General features: G+C 49.2%; 10 protein-coding genes. 8 read left to right on the top strand and 2 right to left on the bottom strand.

The genetic code is table 11. The features are described from left to right. Nucleotides 1-94: 94 nt before the first annotated feature. The 8 genes from MHI14_RS28225 (at nucleotide 95) to MHI14_RS28260 (ending at nucleotide 13,396) form a co-directional block, all read left to right on the top strand. Complete coding sequence (locus tag MHI14_RS28225) at nucleotides 95-1,072, top strand: ABC transporter permease (RefSeq protein ID WP_074093076.1); 978 nt, start codon at nucleotides 95-97, stop codon at nucleotides 1,070-1,072. 15 nt (nucleotides 1,073-1,087) lie between these two features. Next, nucleotides 1,088-1,996, top strand: coding sequence for a carbohydrate ABC transporter permease (locus MHI14_RS28230; protein ID WP_082763028.1), 909 nt, complete (start codon nucleotides 1,088-1,090; stop codon nucleotides 1,994-1,996). Between the two features lie 129 nt (nucleotides 1,997-2,125). Then, entirely contained in the window at nucleotides 2,126-3,763 is a 1,638-nt protein-coding gene (locus tag MHI14_RS28235) for an extracellular solute-binding protein (protein ID WP_083679689.1), read from the top strand. A 176-nt stretch (nucleotides 3,764-3,939) separates the two neighbouring features. Then, on the top strand, nucleotides 3,940-6,156 hold the full coding sequence (locus MHI14_RS28240; RefSeq protein WP_341131837.1) for a helix-turn-helix domain-containing protein: 2,217 nt from the start codon (nucleotides 3,940-3,942) through the stop codon (nucleotides 6,154-6,156). Between the two features lie 45 nt (nucleotides 6,157-6,201). Beyond that, nucleotides 6,202-8,514 carry a glycoside hydrolase family 3 N-terminal domain-containing protein gene (locus MHI14_RS28245; RefSeq protein ID WP_339311712.1) on the top strand — a complete coding sequence of 771 codons (2,313 nt, stop codon included), beginning with the start codon at nucleotides 6,202-6,204 and terminating at the stop codon, nucleotides 8,512-8,514. After that, complete coding sequence (locus MHI14_RS28250; protein WP_339311714.1) at nucleotides 8,511-11,618, top strand: alpha-mannosidase; 3,108 nt, start codon at nucleotides 8,511-8,513, stop codon at nucleotides 11,616-11,618. The genes MHI14_RS28245 and MHI14_RS28250 overlap by 4 nt, the downstream gene beginning before the upstream one ends. A gap of 17 nt (nucleotides 11,619-11,635) precedes the next feature. Continuing rightward, a complete protein-coding gene (locus MHI14_RS28255) occupies nucleotides 11,636-12,511 on the top strand; it encodes a sugar phosphate isomerase/epimerase family protein (protein WP_091038699.1) in 876 nt (291 codons plus the stop codon). 12 nt (nucleotides 12,512-12,523) lie between these two features. Beyond that, nucleotides 12,524-13,396, top strand: a complete 873-nt coding sequence (locus tag MHI14_RS28260; protein WP_091038701.1) for a sugar phosphate isomerase/epimerase family protein — start codon at nucleotides 12,524-12,526, stop codon at nucleotides 13,394-13,396. Between the two features lie 48 nt (nucleotides 13,397-13,444). On the opposite strand, the gene MHI14_RS28265 is transcribed toward MHI14_RS28260, so the two are convergent. Both MHI14_RS28265 and MHI14_RS28270 read right to left on the bottom strand, forming a co-directional pair. Further along, entirely contained in the window at nucleotides 13,445-14,206 is a 762-nt protein-coding gene (locus MHI14_RS28265; RefSeq protein ID WP_339311719.1) for a MerR family transcriptional regulator, read from the bottom strand. A gap of 16 nt (nucleotides 14,207-14,222) precedes the next feature. Then, complete coding sequence (locus MHI14_RS28270) at nucleotides 14,223-15,098, bottom strand: CPBP family glutamic-type intramembrane protease (protein WP_339311721.1); 876 nt, start codon at nucleotides 15,096-15,098, stop codon at nucleotides 14,223-14,225. Nucleotides 15,099-15,120: the final 22 nt, after the last annotated feature.

Here is a 15,120-nt window from a genome sequence, read left to right on the forward strand (position 1 = left end):
TTGTTGAACAAGGAACTAGGAACAGAAAAAAGGATGTTTAAGGGATGTAAATGTAATGTATTATTACACTTGAGGTGTAGAAGGAGTGACGCAAATGAGTCGAGCTACGGAAAGCATACCCGCCAAGATGGAACTCCAGCAGAGGAAACATGTGGAGCCCAAGCGGCAGCATCCATTCATCAAAAGCCTCAAGAAACACTGGGAGCTCTACCTGCTCGTGCTGCCCCCGGTGTTGTATCTGTTGATCTTCAAGTACATCCCTATGGTGGGTGTCCAGATCGCCTTCAAGGACTTCAGTGTGGTCAAAGGAATCTGGGGAAGCCCGTGGGTCGGATTCAAACACTTTGAGGCCTTCTTCCAATCTCCAAACTTCTGGCTGTTAATCAAAAACACGATAGGCATTAGCTTCTATTCCTTAATTGCCGGTTTCCCTATTCCGATCCTGCTGGCCCTGGCGCTGAATGAGATTCGAACGGGTTACTTCAAGAAGACCGTACAGATGGTTACCTACGCTCCGCATTTTATCTCCACCGTTGTCATGGTATCCATTATCATTCTGATGCTCTCCCCACATGTGGGCGTGGTAGACAAGCTGTTCACACTGCTCGGCTTCCCGATGACCAATTTCATGGGCATCCCGGAATACTTCAAATCGATCTATGTCTGGTCAGGTGTGTGGCAGGGCATGGGATATTCATCAATAATATATATCGCAGCTCTTGCTGGTGTTGATCCATCTCTCTATGAAGCAGCAAAGATGGACGGCGCATCAAGGCTTCGGAAAATATGGCACATCGACCTGCCATCGCTCGTTCCAGTCACCGTTATCATGCTGATTCTGAGTCTGGGCAGCATTATGGGCGTGGGCTTCGAGAAAATATACCTGATGCAGAATCCACTCAACACAAGCGCTTCGGAGGTCATCTCCACGTATGTGTACAAGGTGGGTCTGATCGGAGCGAATTTCAGCTTCTCCTCGGCAGTAGGGTTCTTCAACTCCATTATCAACCTGATCCTGCTGGTTATCGTCAACGGCATATCTCGCAAAGTATCCCAGAACAGCTTGTGGTAAAGGAGGAGCTTATCCATGTTCAACCTGATTAATCGTAACCGGATCAAGGACCCGCTCGGTGACCGCATTTTCATGACACTTAACTACATCTTTCTGTTCGCCATACTGCTAACGGTGTTTTACCCGCTCTTGTATATCATCAGTTCTTCGTTCAGCTCTTCACGAGCCGTGACATCCGGCCAGGTGTGGCTGTTCCCGGTAGACTTTAACATTAAGGCGTACATCTCCATTTTCAAAAGCCAACAGCTTATGCTCGGTTTCTATAACACGATCATCTACACCGTGGTGGGTACGTTCATTAACGTGGTGCTGACCGTCATGCTGGCGTATCCTTTGTCACGAAAATCGTTTTATGGACGAGGGGCCATCATTATTTTCATGATGATCACGATGTTCTTTGATGGTGGTCTGATTCCCACCTACCTCCTGATGAAGGACTTACACCTGCTGGATACACGTTGGGCAATGTGGTTGCCCGGGGCGCTCGCGGTGTTCCAGGTCATCGTGGCAAGGACGTTCTTCCAATCTTCCATCCCGGAAGAGCTTGGAGAGGCCGCAGAAATGGATGGTTGCCGGGATATCCGGTATCTGATCAGCGTGGTTCTTCCCTTATCAAAGCCCATTCTGGCGGTCATGACACTCATGTATGCCGTAGGTCACTGGAATGCGTACTTTGATGCACTGATCTACCTGCGTTCCGAGAAGTTGTTCCCTCTGCAATACGTGCTTCGCAATCTGCTCATCCTGAACGCGGCTGATCCGGCGATGCTTGCCAATACCAGCCAACAGATGCGGGACCAAGGGTTCGAGCAGGTGTTGAAATATGCACTGATCGTTGTCGCGAGTATTCCAATTCTGATCATGTATCCATTTGTACAGAAGCATTTTGTTAAAGGGGTCATGGTGGGTTCCCTCAAAGGTTAATCCTTGTGAATTAAGCCCGGTTGCCTCTTGAAAGGAGGTGGAAGGAACACGCCGGCTTCCGGGGTCGATTTTATATACGTGCAGTACAAGTCAATAATTTGCCGTTATAAACAAAAAGGAGGAGTCAGATTGAGAAAATCTTGGATTTCGATGTTGTTTCTGGTCTTTGCTTCGATGGCTTTGTTGTCCGCATGCAGTTCATCCGAGGAATCGGGTGGAAGTAGCGACGGTAGCGGGGAGAGCGGCGGTCCTGTAACCATGACCCTCTTTGCTCCGCAAGGCAAAGCGTCCATGGAAGAGAATGAATTTACCCAATTTATCGAAGACAAGTTCGACGTTACCCTAAAATGGGATCTGGCCCCAACGGACGCTTTGCAGGATCGCAGACAATTGCTGCTAGCCAGTGGTGATTATCCGGAAGTGTTTCTTCACGGCAAGTTCACCACCTCAGATCTTCAAACCTATGGAAAACAGGGCGTGTTCCTTCCGCTACAGGATCTGATTAAGGAGTATGGTCCGAACCTGACCAAGATTATGGAAGAGAAGCCATACTTCAAAGAAGCCATCACGGCACCGGATGGCAACATCTATGCTTTGCCAATCTTCAATGAATGTTACCACTGCACGTATGCACAGAAATACTGGATCAACACGGAGTGGCTCGATAATCTGGGTCTGAAAATGCCAACCACAACTGATGAACTGTATACCGTTCTAAAGGCGTTTAAGACACAAGATCCGAATGGTAACGGGAAAGCGGACGAGATTCCACTCACGGGCGCACCGAACAAGTATGTATGGAATGGCAACATTGATGCCTACCTGATGAATAGCTTTATATACAATGATAACGACAAATACCTGATCGTGAACGATGGCAAGGTGAGTTTTGCCGCCAATCAGGAAGGCTGGAAGAAAGGGCTGGAGTACATGAACAAGCTGTATGCAGATGGCCTGATTGATCCGGCTTCCTTCACGCAAAACGATCAGGCGATTGGACAGCTGGGGAACAAGGAAGGCGATGAAGTGGTCGGTTCCATTACGACGGCGCTGGTCAGTTATCTCGTGAATACCTATGACAAAGACATCACCCGTCACCAGCACTGGGAGATCGTTCCTCCATTGAAAGGACCCGATGGAGTGCAGACGACAGGCGCCACGCAGAGCGTAGGTGAGTTTGAGTTTGCCATCACCAACAAAGCGACAGAAGCACAGCAGATTGCCGCTATCAAAATTGTAGACTACATGTTCAGTGAAGAAGGTGCGCTGTACGCGGAGTATGGTCCAACTGAAGGCAAAGGCTGGAAGAAGGCAGATGCCGATGAGAAAAACATCAATGGCGAGCCGGCCAAATACAGCTACTACAACCTGCCTGAGCGTGATCCGAACGTTGTTGTGAACGAGAGCTGGTCACAGATCGGAGCGCATGACTTATCCAACACGTTCCGTAATCTGTTTGCGGAAGGACAGAATCCTCTAGAAGCAGAGGGTTATGGTACACGTCTGGCTCAAGCTACCAATGTGTATGAACCTTATGCACCCAAAGAAGTATACCCTGCGAACGTATTTATTCGTCCAGAGGATACGGAATCAGCTGCACAACTGACTACGGCCATCAAGGATTATGTGCAGACAAATATGGCACAGTTCATTATTGGCAGCAAGAGCATTGATAAGGAATGGGATTCGTATGTCAAAGGCTTCGATGGTCTCGGACTGAGTAATTACCTTGAGATCTACCAGCGTGCCATTGAGAAGAATCAATAATTGAAGGATTCAATATAGAGGCTGTCCCGTCTGTCACCCGTGACCGGGACGGTCTTCTCCTATGACAACCCCACGTCATCCGATATAATGTACTGAATATTTATGGAAAATTAGCGATCAGCACAGATGTTTGTCGTCATTCAGCATGAACAGTAATGGTGGGGGGATCTTCGGAGATGAACAACAATTGGTTTAGGCGTTTGCTGTTATCGTATCTGCCTGTTTTCTTTATTGTGACGACCATTCTATTCTTTATTTTCTTTCAAGTATTCAATGAACAGAACCGTAGAGAAGCGCTCAAGGCCAATGAATTTTTGGCCTCACAGGTTACGCAATATCTGGACAACTCCCTGCGTTCCATCGACTTCAAGGTACTGCGTGAGATTTTGACCAACCCTAACTTGAAGAATTATTTCTCGGTATCTGGCAGCGATGATGTGTATGCCGGCATTCAGGCGGTCCAGGTGGTTGATGAATTGAAAATAGAGTATCCGCTGATCGATTCAATTTATCTCGTTCGTTATGGTGATGGCACGGTCTTCAGTAACGGGAAGGCAGTTCCGATTGAAGAGTTCCCGGATGCAGACTTTATTGCAGATAGCCGGTCAAGGGATGAACAGAAGTGGGCAGGGGCACGAGCGTTCCGAGCTTTTCCTTCGCAAGCGACTGAGCAGGTGATTACGATTGTGCGAAGTGTAGGAAACGGCAAAGGACTTGTGGTGACAAACGTGGACCTAAGTACCCTGAGAAAATCCATTATGCAGATGTATGATCCGGAATTTACGTTTGTGAACATCTTCAACCGTTCGGGTGGCAATCTGTGGGATAGCAGCATGCCAGGAGGGGTTGCAGCTTCTACTAAAACCACGTCGGGAGAAGTTTTCTCCGAATTTACGTCGAGTTATAGCGGTTGGAAGGTGCAGACAGGTCTCAATAATGGAAAAATCGTCAAATGGGCTCTGCAATTTTATAATATCTGGTTTGCCTTTGCTGTAGTGGTTGTGTTGATTGGCGTGGTGTGGGTGATCTATGTGACCCGCAGAAACTACAAGCCGATTCAGCAGATTGTCACGTTAATTCAGACCGTCTCTTCGCAGAAGCAATCCGGACTGAACTATGGCAAAGAGAATGAGTTCCGCTTCATCCATACAACGCTGGAACGCATGATTGATCAGACGAGACAATATCAGGAGGAACATGAAGAGAATCTGATTTTACAGAAAAGAATGTTCTTTCAGGAGTTGCTGGAGGGCACACGAGACTTTACGAGCATGGAGCTGACAGCGGAGATGAAAAAGTTCAAACTGCCTGAGCTGGAGCATCGCTGGGCCGTCATGGTAGTTGAGATGGACCGGTATGATGCATTTGTGACGGAGTATCATCAGGACCAATCCCTCCTGAAATTTGTGTTATCCAGTATTCTGCAGGAGAGTGCGCGCCATGAAGGAACGGAAGTATGGGCTGAATGGATCTCCGATCAGCGTCTGTACGCCATCCTCTGGATTCCGGACATGGAACAGGCTGAGGAGACGGAGCATCGATTGCTCGCTGGTTATCTGGACAGAATCGATCAGTATCTGAACTTCACCGTGACCATTGGTGTTGGTCGGGTTGCTGTCGATATTCGGGGGCTGAAAGCTTCATTGAAAGAAGCTGTGCACGCGCTGGAGTACAAGGCTGTACTGGGGATAAATCGTATCATTCCGTGTAGCGATGTGCCAAATTCGACCAATGATGTGTATGAGTTCCTGAAGACCATCTCACTGCTGGTACAGGCGATGCGTTTATCGGACGATGTGTGGGAAAAGCATTTTGAAAGACTGTTTGAACAAATCAGTGAGTCTGTTCTGTCCCGTCAGGAGATTATGAATACGATCCAATTGTTATTTCAACATTACAATCGGGAATTTGCCGAACTTCCACGGGAGTATCAGGATTCGTGGGCCGTTATATTCACCCCGCTTCTCCCAAGGCTTGAGGGCTGGGAGACGTTAGATGACCTGCGTGAGCTGTGCTGGGAAGGGTTCAGAGAACTGGCGCTGCAGATGCAGACGCTGCATTGTTCCCGAAAACACAGATCACATATTCTGGAGATTCGCAAATACATCGAAGAGCATTACAACAATCCTGATCTGTCGCTGAACTACCTTAGTGATCTATTCGATATTAATCCGAAGTATCTGAGCAAGCTTTTCAAGGATGAGATTGGGGAGAAGTTTGTGGATCTGCTCATTAGTCATCGCATCGAAAAAGCCAAGCTGCTCATGCAGGAGACCGATAAGGCCATTCAGGAGATCAGTGAAGAAGTGGGATATACGAACTATAATTCCTTCAACCGGGCTTTCAAGAACGTGGTGGGTGTGGCACCAAGTGACTACCGCAAAGCCATGTGAGTGCATGCGCCTAACTAATTCCGAACGCATAAGGAGAATGTGCATATGGACTATAAAGATGCTTCGCTTCCCATTCAGGAACGGGTTCAGGATCTAATCGGACGGATGACAACGGCAGAGAAGATTGGACAACTCATCCAGCCGATGGGCTGGAAGACGTATGATAAAGCAGCTGATGGTACAGTACGGGTGACGGAAGAGTTCAAAGCGGACATGGAACAGGGCGGTGTCGGTTCTCTGTATGGTGTGCTTCGGGCCGATCCATGGACTGAAGTGACGCTGGAAACGGGGCTTACTCCACGGCAGGGAGCCGTTGCCACAAATGTCATTCAGCAGTATGCCATGGAGCATTCTCGGCTAGGCATTCCCATCTTGTTCGGAGAAGAATGTTCCCACGGGCATATGGCGATTGGGGCGACAGTATTTCCGGTACCGTTAACCGTGGGCAGCACGTGGAATATGGAGTTATACCGCAAGATGTGTGAAGCCATCGCTGTGGAGACCCGGAGTCAGGGGGGAGCGGCAACGTATTCCCCGGTGCTGGATGTCGTACGTGACCCGAGATGGGGACGGACCGAGGAATGTTTTGCCGAAGATCCATACCTAATCGGTGAATTTGCAGTGGAAGCCATGAAGGGACTACAAGGTGAGCGTCTCGATTCCAACCGGACGATTGTGGCGACACTTAAGCATTTTGCGGCTTATGGCAGTTCAGAGGGTGGGCGTAATGCAGCACCTGTGCATATGGGCTTACGTGAATTGCATGAAATAGATCTGTTGCCGTTCAAAAAAGCAGTGGAAGCCGGAGCTTGCTCCGTCATGACCGCTTATAACGAGATTGATGGTGTACCTTGTACGTCCAGTACGTATCTGTTGAATGACCTTCTGCGTGAGCAGTGGGGGTTTGATGGATTCGTGATTACTGATTTTGGCGCCATTCAGATGCTGGTCCATGGACATAACACCGCTGAGAACGGGGAGCAGGCCGTAGCACAGTCCCTTCAGGCAGGTGTAGACATGGAAATGTCCGGGTACATGTACCGCAAACATCTTGGTCAGGCGCTTGAGCAGGGATTAATCGTAGAGAAGGATCTGGACTTGGCTGTGTGGCGGGTGCTGGAGATGAAATTCAGACTTGGGCTATTTGAACAGCCTTTCGTAGATCCAGAGTTTGCCGAACAAGTCATCGGATGTGAAGACCATATTCAGTTGGCAAGGGAAGTCGCACAAGAGGGAATTATTTTACTGAAAAATGAAGGGGCTACCCTCCCACTCGGCAAAACAGGTACAAAGCTAGCTGTCATTGGTCCGAACGCGAACCATATCTATAACCAACTTGGAGACTATACCTCGCCACAGCCGAGAGAACAGATCGTTACCGTACTGGATGGCATTACGCGCAATCTTGGCGCGGATTCGGGTCAGGTGCTGTACGCACCTGGTTGCCGGATTAAAGGCGATTCCAAAGAAGGTTTTGCACAAGCGCTCGCCTGTGCGGAACAGGCCGATGTCATCGTGATGGTGATGGGCGGGTCCAGCGCCCGCGATTTTGGTGAAGGTACCATAGACTTGCGGACAGGAGCGTCTGTGGTAACGGATGATCCATGGAACGACATGGAGTGTGGCGAGGGCATTGACCGGGCTTCCCTGAATCTCATGGGTGTTCAATTGGAGCTGGTGCAGGAGCTATATAAGCTGGGAAAACCCGTTATCGTGGTCTATATCAACGGCCGTCCCATTGCTGAACCTTGGATTGATGAGCATGTCCATGCGATTGTGGAAGCGTGGTACCCCGGGCAGGAAGGTGGTAACGCGATTGCGGATATTCTGTTCGGTGATGTGAATCCATCTGGCCGTCTTACCGTCTCCATTCCCAAGCATGTTGGGCAACTTCCGGTCTATTATCATGCCAAACGCACTCGTGGCAAGCGGTATCTGGAGATGGATCTTGCGCCGCAGTATCCGTTCGGATATGGACTGAGTTATACCGAATTCAAATACGAGAACGTAAGGGTTATACCGGATGTGATTGGGCCAGAAGATGAGGCACAGGTGATGGTTGAAGTCACAAATACCGGAGCGGTTGCGGGAAGTGAGGTTGTGCAGTTGTACATCGCGGATGTGTCGGCTTCGGTTACGCGGGCTGAAATGTCACTTAAGGGTTTTCGTAAAATCCATCTGGAGCCAGGACAGACTCATACCGTTACGTTCCCTGTGCAAAAAGAACACCTCGCACTTATCGACTCTCGTCTCCAGTCTGTCGTGGAACCGGGTGAATTCAGGCTCATGGTTGGCCGCAATTCGGCTGACTGGACCGCTTGTAGTCTGCATATCCAGAAGGTGGGGGTAGAGGTATGATTCGAATTCAGCGATTCATTGAAGATATGAACCGATCGCAGTGGCTGGATACGATCGAGCTTACGGCGTGGGAGATGCAGAAGGCCAGATACATTCGACCAGGGGAATACGAGTACGAGCAGGCAGACAAGGCAATGCAAAGCTTGAATCCGCTGAACAGCGTACACGGAACGACGTATTTTCTGAGCAAACGTATGGAGATTCCGGAGGAATGGCAAGATCAGGCTATTGGTCTGATCTTCGAGGCCGGAGGAGAAGGGCTGTTGAAGGTGAATGGCATGCCTTATCATGGATTGGATCGGAATCACTGGTTCGTACCCCTTCCGAGGAGTCGTGTTGGTAATACGCCGCAGTTGGAGATTGAACTCTATGATCCGATTCCAGAGCCGCATGACCCACTCAACCGACAAGCTGTTATTCAGCCGCCTATTCAGGGCATTCGGGCAGCATTGGTTCATGTTAATCAGCCACTGCAGAGCCTGATGTACAGCGTGACGGTACTCGCTGAGTCGCTCCGGGCATATAACGAGAAGGAGCCCAAGCGGATGGCTCTTATCCAGGCCATTCATCAGGTGATGGATGACATGTACAATGACCCGGAACGCTGGAGTGATGCAGCTTGGATACAGAACTTCGAATATGCATTAGCACAGTCGGTACAGCAGGAAGACCCGGAGGAATATCGAAGTGGCTTCATGCATCTGGTTGGACAATCCCACATTGATATTGCCTGGCTGTGGCCTGTACGTGAGACGGTTCGCAAGTCCAGTCGCACGTTTTCGACCATGTGTACCTTGATGGACACGTACCCGGATTTTGTGTATTCCCAGAGCCAGCCGCAGTTGTATGCCTTCGTGAAGGACCATTACCCGGAGTTGTATGAGCGAGTAAAAGCACGCATTGCTGAAGGACGCTGGGAGCTGGTCGGAGGCATGTGGGTGGAGCCGGATCTGAATATTCCGAGTGGTGAGTCGTTGGTTCGGCAAATTCTGTATGGACAGAACTTCTACCAGGCGGAGTTTGGCAAACGCTCCAACATCGAGTGGTTGCCCGACACCTTTGGCTACTGCGCTTCCTTACCGCAGATGCTGAAGCTTGCGGATATTCCTTATTTTATGACCACCAAGCTGAATTGGAATGACACCAATGCGTTTCCGTATGACCTCTTCAATTGGGTAGGCATAGATGGTACTTCGGTGCTGGCGTATCTGAACCATGGAGTGAATGAGCATACGCGGCCCAAAGATGTGGATGAACACTGGCAATCGTATAAACAGAGGGATGTGCATCCTGAGCAGATGTTGCTCTACGGACATGGTGATGGCGGTGGCGGTGTGACGAATGAGATGGTGGAGTTTGCAGAGCGATCCCACTTGATGGTGGGACAGCCAATCAGCAAATTCAGCACAGCAGGGGCTTTTTTTGAAGACATATCATTAAATAATCCGACGTTGCCAAAGTGGCACGGGGACTTGTACCTGGAGCTGCATCGAGGAACCTATACGACCCATGCAAGGAACAAACGTAGCAACCGTAAGGCAGAGGTATTGTACCGGGAAGCGGAGATCTGGGGGCAATTTGCCGGAGCTTGCGCCGCACACACGAAGAATGATCTGGATGAAGGCTGGAAGCTGATCATGCTCAACCAATTCCATGACATTATTCCGGGAACGTCGATTCCAGAAGTTTACGTAACGTCCACCGAGGAATACACGAAGGTATTTGCATTAGGTACATCCGCACTGCGGGAAACGCTGGATACCCTTGCGGAGAACATTACAACAGATGAGGTGGATGGTCTTCCCTACATTATATTCAACAGCCTTGGCTGGGAACGCGGAGAGAATATCACCATTACAGGCGATGCCCACCTCGCCGGGGTGGCTGCATTCGATCGTCAAGGGAACCGTCTGGCCTGTGATCTTGAGCAAAAGGAAGACAAGTACACGCTGCTCGTGTATGTTCCATCGATTCCTGCTTTTGGGTATACAACCATATGGCTGCGCGAGGCATCGGATGTTATCCTTCCAGTAAGGGAAGAAGAATCTTTCCCTTCCACATGGGAAACCGAATTTTACACTCTTGAGTTCAATGACTTGGGAGAGATCACGAGGTGGTATGACAAAACGGCAAGACGCGACTGGCTGAAGCCCGGTGATCGGGCGAATGAGTGGCAGTTTTTCCATGACAAACCGACGTACTGGGATGCTTGGGATATCGATCCGCGGTTTGAATCCCAGCGCGCAGGTGCGGTGCAGTTGATCTCCAGAGAGATTGTACAGCACGGGGCTACGCGAGATGTACTGCGTTTGGTCTGGAAGCTGAATCAATCCGAGATCAGCCAGGATATCATTTTGCATCGTTACCAGCGGCGTGTTGATTTCCATACAAAAGTGAAGTGGAATGAAAGTCATAAGCTGCTCAAGGTAGCATTTCCGGTGGATCTGGTGGCAGCCAAAGCAGCCTATGAAATCCCGTTTGGAGCGTTGGAGCGTCCAACCCATAACAACACCAGTTGGGAGCAGGCGCAGTTTGAGGTCTGTGGACATCGCTGGGCGGATATCTCGGAGGGCAACAGCGGTGTGAGTTTGCTGAATGATTGCAAGTACGGATACGACATCAAGGATCGGACGATCCGCCTGTCCCTGCTTCGTGCCCCGAAATGGCCGGATGAACATGCCGATCAAGGCCATCATGAATTCACGTATTCAATCCTGCCCCACCAGGGCGATTGGCGACAAGCTGCCGTCGTTCGCCGGGCGATGGAGCTGAATCATCCGGTGGAGGTTGTGACAGCGAGTCCATCTTCGGGTCACTTGCCATCTGAACACGCTTGGATGGAGTTTCGCAGTGAGCATGTCATTCTGGATGCAATCAAGCCCGCAGAAGACGGCTCGGGAACGGTGCTGCGTTTCTACGAATCATCAGGAGGTCGGGAAACAGTACAAGTTGAGTGGGCTGAAAAGGAAATTAAGGCGTCCATCATTAATCTGCTGGAGGATGAGATCCATCCGTTGGCTTGTCCAAACGGCACATTCGAGCTGACATTTAAACCCTATGAAATTAAGTCGGTGAAACTTGTTCCAATGAATCCAAATACGTAATCTTCAGGAGGTATGACATGAAATTAACGAATAAGATCGGTGTCATCGTGGATAGCTTTGGCGTAGGTGTACGGGAAGGGTTGAACAAGGCCAAAGACGTAGGTGCAGAAGGTGTGCAAATCTATGCCGTCAAGGGAGAGATGGACCCTGAAAATTTGTCGCCTGCGGCGCGCAAAGAGCTGAAGAGTTACATCAATTCGTTGGGTCTCGACATTTCAGCCCTGGTTGGCGATCTGGGCGGACACGGGTTTCAGGTCAAGGAAGATAATCCGTGGAAAGTAGAAAAGTCGAAGCGGATCGTGGATCTGGCCCTCGATCTGGGCACCAACATTGTCACAACACATATCGGTATTGTTCCACATGATCCTTCATCGGAAGTTTATGCTACGCTGCATGCTGCTTGTGAGGAACTGGGCCAATACGCCAAAAGCGTTGGCGCATACTTTGCCATTGAGACAGGACCGGAAACGGCTGCTGACTTAAAAGGATTCTTGGATACGTTGTCCACCAACGGAGTATCGGTGAATTTTGACCCGGCGAATATGGTGATGGTGACCGGAGATGATCCGGCGCGGGGCGTTCATCTGCTCAAGGATTACATCGTACATACCCATGTGAAGGATGGTGTGCGACTGAAGGAAGTTGACCCACGAGACGTATACGGAGCGGTCGGTTATGCGCCTATGGATCACGAAAAGATTGCCGAGATGGTCTCGTCCGGAACGTTCTTCCGTGAGGTGCCACTGGGCGAAGGTGGCGTTGATTTTGACGGATACTTTGCAGCGCTTCAGGAGATTGGCTACACCGGTTATCTGACGATTGAACGTGAAGTAGGCCATCAGCCGGAGCAGGATATTCGCAAGGCTGTTCAATTTATCCAACAATATCGATAGGGAGCTGAGCAGATGAAAGTGGGCCTGAGCACGTATAGTTTGTTGAACGATTTGAATTCGGGTGAGATGACGGTGCTGGATGTGATCGACTGGATTGCGGCGAACGGCGGCGAGCATATGGAGATGGTACCTTACGGTTATACCGTGGAGGATAATCACGATCTGGCGGATGCGATTCGGGAGCGGGCGGCGACTGCGGGTATTGAACTGTCCAACTACTCGATGCCAGCGAATTTTGTGCAGGAGACGGAAGAGGCTTTTGCAGAAGAGATGGCTCGGGTCAAAAGGCATGTGGATGTCGTACACCGAATGGGTGTAAAACATATGCGGCATGACGTCACGGCGTTTACCCTGCCAAAGGAGAAGATGACCATCACCTGGTTCGAGGAACATCTGCCGCTGATGGTGAAGGGAAGCCAGATCATTGCGGACTATGCCGCGCAGTTTGGCATCACCACAACCATTGAAAATCACGGCTTCAGCGTGCAGGCGAGTGATCGGGTGCAGCGTGTTCTGCATGCTGTAGATCGTCCGAACTTCAAAACAACACTCGATATTGGCAACTTCATGTGCGTGGATGAGAATCCGATCATCGGTGTCATGAAAAATCTGCCGTACGCTTCTCTGGTTCACTTCAAAGATTTCTACTTCCGTCCTTATGATGAGCATCCGGGTGAGGGTGAATGGTTCACGACAGCCTACGGTAACTTCCTGCGAGGGGCCATCGTTGGACAAGGTGACATTCCAATTCGTAAAATTGTAAAGTTGATCAAAGACTCCGGCTATGATGGCAACATTACGGTGGAGTTCGAAGGCATGGAGGAATGCAAATCCGCATCCAAGATCGCCATGGACAACCTGCGCCGCTTCTGGGAAGAGGCGTAACGAAGCATAAAGAGGGAATGGATCAAGGGCCACTTTTCGAAGTGGCTCTTATTGTTGATCATCAGGATTCTGGACTGCCCATCGATCCAGGATCATTTCGATGTAACGCATGGTATCCGTTGTCATACCATATACACGAGCTGACTGATCATCCTCTGGGGTGATATAATCCCAATATTTTTCTGCCAATTCTGCATTCCCGTGAAAAGTCCTTTCAGCATAATCAGAGATTCGGATGGCCAGTAACCGTGAGGCTTCGGAATCCGGAGGTTCCATCTTGCATGTATGAATATCTTTAAGAATATCAGCCCATTCCATGGATAATGAATTGTTCTGATTATTCAGAGGTAACGATTCCATTTCTTCAGGTGTAAAAACATCCTGACGGAACCTGCCCGGAGGTTGATCCAGTTCACGGATGAAACCCAACATCTCATCCAGACTGATTGTACCGGAGGCTCTGATGGCATATAGGGTTGAAAAAAGAAGATGCTCGACCTTGCTTAATCTCTCCTGCTGTTCCTTGACAACGGCCAGTTGTTGTTCCAACGTATTATTCCATAAAGTGAGTGTGCTCTCTGGTTCGGAACGAACAGCATCCTGATCGAGGAATTCTCCAATCTCATTCAATTTAAAATGCATTTTCTTCAGAATGGTAATCTGCTGAAGCCGTAAAATATCCTTTTCACCATATAAGCGATACTGATTGTTCTCATTACGGGCCGGTCGCAGTAAACCCAGCTTCTCATAATAATGCAGTGTTCGGATGGATACTCCGGTATGTTTGGATAGTTGTCCAACGGTATACAACAGGCAGATCCCTCCCTCATGATTTATGTATTCTCCACCAGCGCCATGCATTGAGTACCGCCAGAATGATCGCACCGACAAAGATTATCATCATATACAAAATAAATATTTCGGCCAACCCATTATCTTGCGCAGTATAGTTTAACAATGCCGGTCTATCACCTGGCATAACAACGAATCGGGCTACTTCCAGGTAAGCGATATGAAATCCGATGGAGGCCCATAAAGATCCGGTCAAACTCCGCAGAAGCTGTAACGTAATACCATAGGTCAAAATCAGGATCATATAATCCAAGGTTATCCGGTTTCCCGCATCCATTCCGACGAGCTCTTGCAATAGGCTCACACTAATCGGAACCAGCAGGAAGAGTATGACTTGAGTTACATAAGCGAAAAACACAGGAAGTCGCAGTCTGTAGCGTAATCCATCATAGACCATGCCTCGCATGGATAGTTCCTCTGGCAAAGCTTCATACAAGAAAGCAATACAACTATTAAGTACGACAGCAAGGAAGAGCTCGGCTGAGAAGTGCCACTCCGTAATCGTAATCCAGTTGTTCATACTGGCTATCGCTAACCCGATGAAGGCCAGAGAAGTGGCAAATAATGCGCCAGAGAGCAAGTGAATTATGCTTTTTCCTGTCAGAGGAAGAAGAACGGACTTCATATGGAAGTGTCTTCGAATGACGAATAGTACGGGCAAGACGATACTAATAATGACAACAGCTTGGGTGAGATGAACCATCCAATCATCAGCACCAATAGTGCTGACAAACTTCCCTGCGAGTGTAGCAAAAAACAGACCCAATGTCATCGTTAACCAACTCATTCCAATAATAGCTATTCCACTGCTACGTCGTTTCTTGGTTACATGTTCAGGTGACATACTCATGCTAATCCCCTCCTGAAGCCAG

The organism is Paenibacillus sp. FSL K6-2393 (assembly GCF_038002545.1).
In the GTDB taxonomy this organism is placed as follows: Bacteria; Bacillota; Bacilli; order Paenibacillales; family Paenibacillaceae; genus Paenibacillus.

Bases quoted from the DNA above. Each gene is read 5' to 3' on its own strand.
- MHI14_RS28225 (WP_074093076.1), top strand. From the start codon at position 95: ATGAGTCGAGCTACGGAAAGCATACCCGCCAAGATGGAACTCCAGCAG.
- MHI14_RS28230 (WP_082763028.1), top strand. From the start codon at position 1,088: ATGTTCAACCTGATTAATCGTAACCGGATCAAGGACCCGCTCGGTGAC.
- MHI14_RS28260 (WP_091038701.1), top strand. From the start codon at position 12,524: ATGAAAGTGGGCCTGAGCACGTATAGTTTGTTGAACGATTTGAATTCG.
- MHI14_RS28255 (WP_091038699.1), top strand. From the start codon at position 11,636: ATGAAATTAACGAATAAGATCGGTGTCATCGTGGATAGCTTTGGCGTA.
- MHI14_RS28270 (WP_339311721.1), bottom strand. From the start codon at position 15,098: ATGAGTATGTCACCTGAACATGTAACCAAGAAACGACGTAGCAGTGGA.
- MHI14_RS28250 (WP_339311714.1), top strand. From the start codon at position 8,511: ATGATTCGAATTCAGCGATTCATTGAAGATATGAACCGATCGCAGTGG.
- MHI14_RS28240 (WP_341131837.1), top strand. From the start codon at position 3,940: ATGAACAACAATTGGTTTAGGCGTTTGCTGTTATCGTATCTGCCTGTT.
- MHI14_RS28245 (WP_339311712.1), top strand. From the start codon at position 6,202: ATGGACTATAAAGATGCTTCGCTTCCCATTCAGGAACGGGTTCAGGAT.